The 6,157-nt window shown below is 44.4% G+C and carries 5 protein-coding genes; all 5 read left to right on the forward strand.

From position 1 onward, the window contains the following. Positions 1–308: 308 nt before the first annotated feature. Complete coding sequence (locus B3O33_RS00350) at positions 309–2,579, forward strand: LPS-assembly protein LptD (RefSeq protein ID WP_292359013.1); 2,271 nt, start codon at positions 309–311, stop codon at positions 2,577–2,579. 136 nt (positions 2,580–2,715) lie between these two features. Then, positions 2,716–3,981, forward strand: a complete 1,266-nt coding sequence (locus B3O33_RS00355) for a peptidylprolyl isomerase (RefSeq protein WP_292359015.1) — start codon at positions 2,716–2,718, stop codon at positions 3,979–3,981. Beyond that, on the forward strand, positions 3,978–4,973 hold the full coding sequence (pdxA, locus tag B3O33_RS00360) for a 4-hydroxythreonine-4-phosphate dehydrogenase PdxA (RefSeq protein ID WP_292359017.1): 996 nt from the start codon (positions 3,978–3,980) through the stop codon (positions 4,971–4,973). Before B3O33_RS00355 ends, pdxA begins: the two co-directional genes overlap by 4 nt. Further along, positions 4,970–5,764 carry a 16S rRNA (adenine(1518)-N(6)/adenine(1519)-N(6))-dimethyltransferase RsmA gene (gene rsmA, locus B3O33_RS00365; RefSeq protein ID WP_292359019.1) on the forward strand — a complete coding sequence of 265 codons (795 nt, stop codon included), beginning with the start codon at positions 4,970–4,972 and terminating at the stop codon, positions 5,762–5,764. Before pdxA ends, rsmA begins: the two co-directional genes overlap by 4 nt. Before the next feature lie 222 nt (positions 5,765–5,986). Next, the coding region (locus B3O33_RS00370; protein ID WP_292362712.1) for an HU family DNA-binding protein at positions 5,987–6,157 on the forward strand (171 nt) is incomplete at its 3' end.

Consider the following 6,157-nt stretch of genomic DNA (forward strand, 5'->3'; position numbering starts at 1 on the left):
TCTCCCAGCTGAGCTATAGCCCCCGAAAGGAAGCGCATACTATAGGGATTGAGTTTTTCTCTGTCAACAGAATATTTGAAAATATTTCCATGAACTGCTGATGGTTCCACGGAGAATGTGGTGGCTGTGAAGCGAGCAGGAATGCCATAGTAGAGCTAAGTTATTGATGAATGGTCAATATATTGTTTTTAGCTATCTTAATTAGATAGGGGATTTGATGAAAGCACATTTCTGTGCGATAAATTGGCAGTTGTTTATTGAATGGAGATGGCCGATTTTTCGACCATCAAGGCTGATCGGGGATGTTGATGCGCAAACTGATAATGTTATCTGCAGGTTTTGTTTCCTGTTTTGCTCCTCTTGTTTCCGCAGAGCCATACCATGTACCTAGTCATTGTCCCCGACCGGCTGCTGATTTTTTTCTCCCCGAAGATGCGCTCACTGCAGAAAGTGACGTTGATGTTCAAGCTGACACTGCTCAGCTGGTTGATTTGGGTACTTCGGTATTTACCGGCAAAGTAGATGTTCGTCGCGGTGGGCAACAACTCAATGCCAATCGTGCAACTTATAACCAAACCACAGGTAAGGTCACTGCTCAGGGTGATGTGCGGTTGCGTGATAGCCAGATGTCGATATTCGGTGATCAGGCGGAATGGAATCTTGATGAAGATCGTGGCACGCTGATTGATGCTAAATATCAAATGAAACAGATGAATGCACGCGGTGAAGCGAGCCATGTGAACCGGCAGGGTGTGCAATCAACGCAGTTAAAAAACGCCACCTATACAACTTGTATGGAAAATGACGATTTCTGGAAATTAAAAGCCGGAGAGGTCGATCTGGATCATGAAGAGGGCGTGGGCCGGGCTTATGATGTTGTGCTTCGCATGATGGATGTCCCGGTTTTTTATACACCCTATATCAGCTTTCCATTAAGTGATGAACGTAAATCTGGTTTTTTAATTCCCTCAATTGGGAATTCCAATGAAACCGGTTTTGATGTCAGTACTCCTTATTACTGGAACATTGCACCGGATATGGATGCGACCCTGACACCACGTTATATGTCTGATCGAGGTTTGATGCTCATCGGGGAATATCGTTATTTGACTTCGCAGTCGGAAGGGATAATTGATGCTGGCTTTCTGGGCAGTGACAGCTTGCGACAAAATGGGGATGAAATTAATCCCAACTATAACCAAAACAGAAAACATTTCTCATTTCAGCAGGATGGTCGCTATGCAAATCGCTGGCGCACTCAGGTCGATTATAACTATGTTTCTGACAGGGATTATCTGGAAGATTTCAGCAACAATCTCAGCTTAAGCAGCACCACGCATTTAAATCGCTTACTCAATGTGAATTATTACGGTGATATTTGGAATTTTGGTGCCAGGGTTCAAGGCTATCAAACGCTGTTGCGAGAAGTTGAAGAACCTTATCAACGTTTACCACAATTAACACTTCGAGGTCTGTTACCTGATCAGGCATATGGTCTTAGCTATGAGTTTAATTCCGAATTTACAGCTTTTGATCATGACGAGTTGGTTAAAGGACAACGCTTAAATATTGAGCCCGGAGTTAGTTTGCCAATGGGCACAGCTGGTTTTTTTGTCACACCAAGGGTGGCGTTAAAACAAAGTTACTATTCTCTTGATAATTTAAGTGGGCAATCTCAATTTGAAGAAAGCAGTATTAACCGCACTTTGCCGGTAGTAAGCCTGGACAGTGGTTTGGTTTTCGAAAGACCGCTGAATTTTGCCGGTAACAAAATGATCCAGACACTAGAGCCAAGAGCCTTTTATCTTTACATTCCATACCGTGATCAGGATGATATTCCATTGTTCGATACTAATCTTCGTACTTTTGGTATGGGGAGTATGTTTAGTCATGAACGCTTTACTGGACCTGACAGAATCGGAGATGCCAACCAGGTAACAGTTGGCTTGACCAGTCGTTTTATTGATGAAGAAACCGGTCGTGAGAAGTTAAGTGTGACTCTGGGGCAAATTCAGTATTTTTCTGATCGCCGAGTCAATTTAAGGCCAGATGTGCGAGAGACTTCGTCTGATTCTGATTACATTGCCGAGGCAATAGCAAGCATTAGTGAAGAGTGGGCTTTGGCGGGTCAAATTCAATGGGATCCGGATACTACACAGTCAAGTATGTCATCGTTGCAATTACGTTATCGTAATGAGGATGGTGGCGTATTTAATATTGCTCATCGTTATCGTCGCGATGATGGAGATAACCAGTTTCCGCTAGATCAGATTGATGTATCCGGCAGTGTGCCGATTAATGACCAATGGAGTGTTATTGGTCGTTATTATCGATCATTAAGAGACAGTCTCACACTCGAAACATTAGCTGGAGTTGAATATCATAGCTGCTGTTGGGCTACCCGCATTGTTTACAGAGATTATGTTAAAGACACTAATTTTATTGGTATCGATAATGATGAGTTTGGTAATGAAAACCGTACTAAAGCTATCTTCTTCGAAATCGAGCTAAAAGGTTTGGGGCGCTTTGGTAAGAAGTCAGATGGTCTTCTTGAAGACAGTATTCGCGGGTATGAATAATTTTCGTCCACTATATTCAACTTTCTAACGGAATGTTTTGTCTTTAATCCAGAAATCTGCAACGAAGGTTCTTTAGGCTTGAGGCCATTTGAACCGCTATAATACCGACCATCAATTTACGGAGTTTGAATAGTTCATGATTAAATATCTGCTTGTCGGCTTATTGCTTGCTAACAGCGTTTTAGCAGCACCGTTGGATCGCATTGTTGCTGTCGTCAATAACGAAGTCGTATTAGACAGTGAACTGGTTGAAATGGAACAGACCGTCCGTCAACAACTTCGCCAACGTAATGCCACTATTCCATCCTCGGACATTCTCCGTCGTCAGGTGCTTGAAAGAATAATCATGCAGAAATTGCAAATTCAGCGAGCTGAAATGGGTGGGATTCGGGTGGCTGATGATGCATTGAATGCGGCTATCAGACAAATCGCTGAAAATAATAATCTTACATTGCGGCAATTTCGTGATGCTCTGGAGAGCGACGGATATGATTTTGCTGAATTTCGCGAAACTATTCGTGAAGAGATGGTGATAAACCGCCTGCGTAAAAGCGAGATTGAGGATTCGATTGTGGTTTCTGAACGTGAAGTAGATAATTTTCTGGCAACGCAGAACCTGCAGGGTGATTCCGAGCAGGCTTTTCGCTTGCTGCATATTTTAGTCGCTTTACCCGATGCGCCTGCACCGGAACAGGTTCAGGCTGCAGAGCAGAAATTAGCTGAAATTCAGGATTTGCTGGATCAGGGGGGAGATTTCTCGGAGGTTGCAGCTGGTTATTCTGATGGTCAAAATGCCTTGGAAGGTGGTGAGCTGGGTTGGCGCAAACAAGCAGAACTGCCTACCTTATTTGCCGGTGTCGTACCAAACCTGGCTGTCGGTGAAGTTAGTGATGTTATACGCAGTGGCAGTGGTTTTCATCTGGTTAAACTTGCTGAAAAACGCAGTGAGGAAACACACTTGGTCAAACAGACCAAGGCACGTCACATTTTAATTAAAACCAATGAGCTGGTAACCGATGAAGCGGCGGAAAACAGACTTCAGCAATTGCGTGAGCGAATCCAGAATGGTGAAAGTTTTGCTGAGTTGGCCAGAGCGCATTCTGAGGATACCGGCTCTGCAATAGACGGCGGAAGTCTGGGGTGGACCAGTCCGGGCGTGATGGTGCCGGAATTTGAGGAAGTGATGAACTCATTGGCTGAGGGGGAAATAAGCGACGTTTTCCAAAGCCGTTTTGGCTGGCATCTGATTCAGGTGGAAGAACGTCGTGAACAGAATATGGCTGATGAATTCAATCGGAATAAAGCCCGGGAACAACTCAAGCAACGTAAAATTGAAGAAGAAATGGAAAGCTGGTTAAGAGCCATGCGTGATGAGGCTTATATTGAGTACCGTGACCTTTGAGTGACATTCGCCGGATAGCGCTGACAGCGGGGGAACCTGCTGGTATAGGACCAGATCTCTGTATTCAGTTGGCTCAGACTGCTCAGCAGAGTGAAATAGTCGTTATCGCCGATCCCGTTGTTTTGCAGCAGCGTGCCGATACGTTAGGCCTGCCGATAAAATTAATTGAATTTGACGCTAGTCAAACACCTGAGGCCGGTATTGCAGGCAATATTGTCTATCTTCCTTGTGAAGTAACCGGAAAAGTCGTTGCTGGAGAGTTGAATACGGCTAATGCTGTCTACGTTGTAAAATCATTACAAATTGCGTTGGATGGTTGTCTTGATAATACATTTGATGCGGTTGTAACGGCACCAGTTCATAAAGGTGTGATCAATGACGCGCACATACCTTTCAGTGGGCATACCGAGTTTTTTGCCGATGGTGCTGGTGTCAATAAAGTCGTTATGATGCTGGCAACGCCTGAGCTTCGTGTCGCCTTGGCAACCACCCATTTACCTCTACGTGAAGTGAGTGATGCCATTACTCAGGAAAGCCTGCAACAAATTATGCATATTCTGGTTGACAGTTTGCAGCACAGTTTTGGATTAAAACGGCCGCGTATAGCGGTTTGTGGTTTAAATCCGCATGCAGGTGAAGGCGGCCATTTGGGGACTGAGGAGCAAACTGTTATTGAGCCGGCCATAAACTACATGCAGGCAAAAGGATATGATATTACCGGTCCCTGGCCCGCCGATACGATTTTCGTGAAGTCCAGGCTGGCAGACTATGACGCCGTGCTGGCTATGTATCACGACCAGGGATTACCTGTTTTAAAACATCAAGGCTTTGGTGATGCCGTTAATATCACACTGGGTCTTCCATTTATTCGTACCTCGGTTGATCACGGTACAGCTCTGGATCTTGCCGGCACAGGAAAAGCCAGTGCGACAAGTCTGCAGGCAGCAATCTATATGGCTGAAACAATGTCGCAAAATAAAAATATCCCATGAGTGAGCAACGATCTTATCCAAAAGCCCGTAAACGTTTTGGTCAGAACTTCCTGCATGATGAAGCGGTAATAACCGATATTATCGCCGCGATATCCCCGCAAAAAGATCAGCACTTAGTCGAAATAGGGCCGGGACGTGGCGCGTTAACCGCAGCTTTACTGGCCGATTCTGCAAGATTGGATGTGATCGAACTGGATCGTGATTTGGTGCCAATACTTAAAAATCAGTTCAGTGAGTCAACGAATCTGTGTATTCATCAGGCTGATGCATTGGAATTTGATTTTAAACAGTTGCAACAGAACGATGAAAAATTGCGAGTGATTGGCAACCTACCTTATAACATCACCACCCCTCTATTGTTCCATTTACTTGATCAGGCAACATTGATTGAAGACATGTGCTTTATGCTGCAAAAAGAGGTTGTAGAGCGCATTTGTGCCGCACCAGGTAATAAAAGCTATGGTCGTCTCAGCATAATGATTCAATATCAGTGCATGGCTGAACAATTATTTATTGTGCCACCTACTGCCTTTGACCCTCCACCTAAAGTGGACTCAGCAATCATTTATTTACAACCAAGGAAGCAATTTGTTGGGGGCGATGTCTGCATCAAAACCTTAGGTACTTTAGTCACTCAGGCATTTAGTCAACGTCGAAAAACCATCGCTAACACTTTGAAAAATAGTGTTTCCCTCTCTGAGTTGGAGAGGCAGGGTATCGATCCCAAACAACGTCCGGAAACCTTGTCTGTTGAGCAATATGTTGCTTTGGCCCAATCGGTTGGTGCTTAAAATAAGCATAGACTATATGAGTAAAGGCTTAAGTACTGATTTAGCATGAGTTTAGAGGTGGTTCACAAAAAATCGTCCATGGCGAATGATGCTAATGTTTTACTGTCTTGACACACTGTTTTTGCTGTAGTTAGATACACACAACCAATGAGACGCGCCGAGGTGTTGTGTGTCCTTTGGGACTTGAACACATAATATATAAACGACACGAGGAATTAAGCTGTGAATAAATCTGAATTAATCGATGCAGTTGCTGCGGCCGCAGACATTTCAAAAGCAAAAGCGGCTCTGGCTGTTGATGGCGTGACTTCTGCAGTCACAAAAGCGTTAAGCAAAGGCGATCAAGTTACTTTGGTAGGCTTTGGTACTTTTTCTGTTCGTGAGCGTGCTGCT

The sequence above is a fragment of the Methylophaga sp. UBA1464 genome, assembly GCF_002325665.1.
GTDB lineage: Bacteria > Pseudomonadota > Gammaproteobacteria > Nitrosococcales > Methylophagaceae > Methylophaga.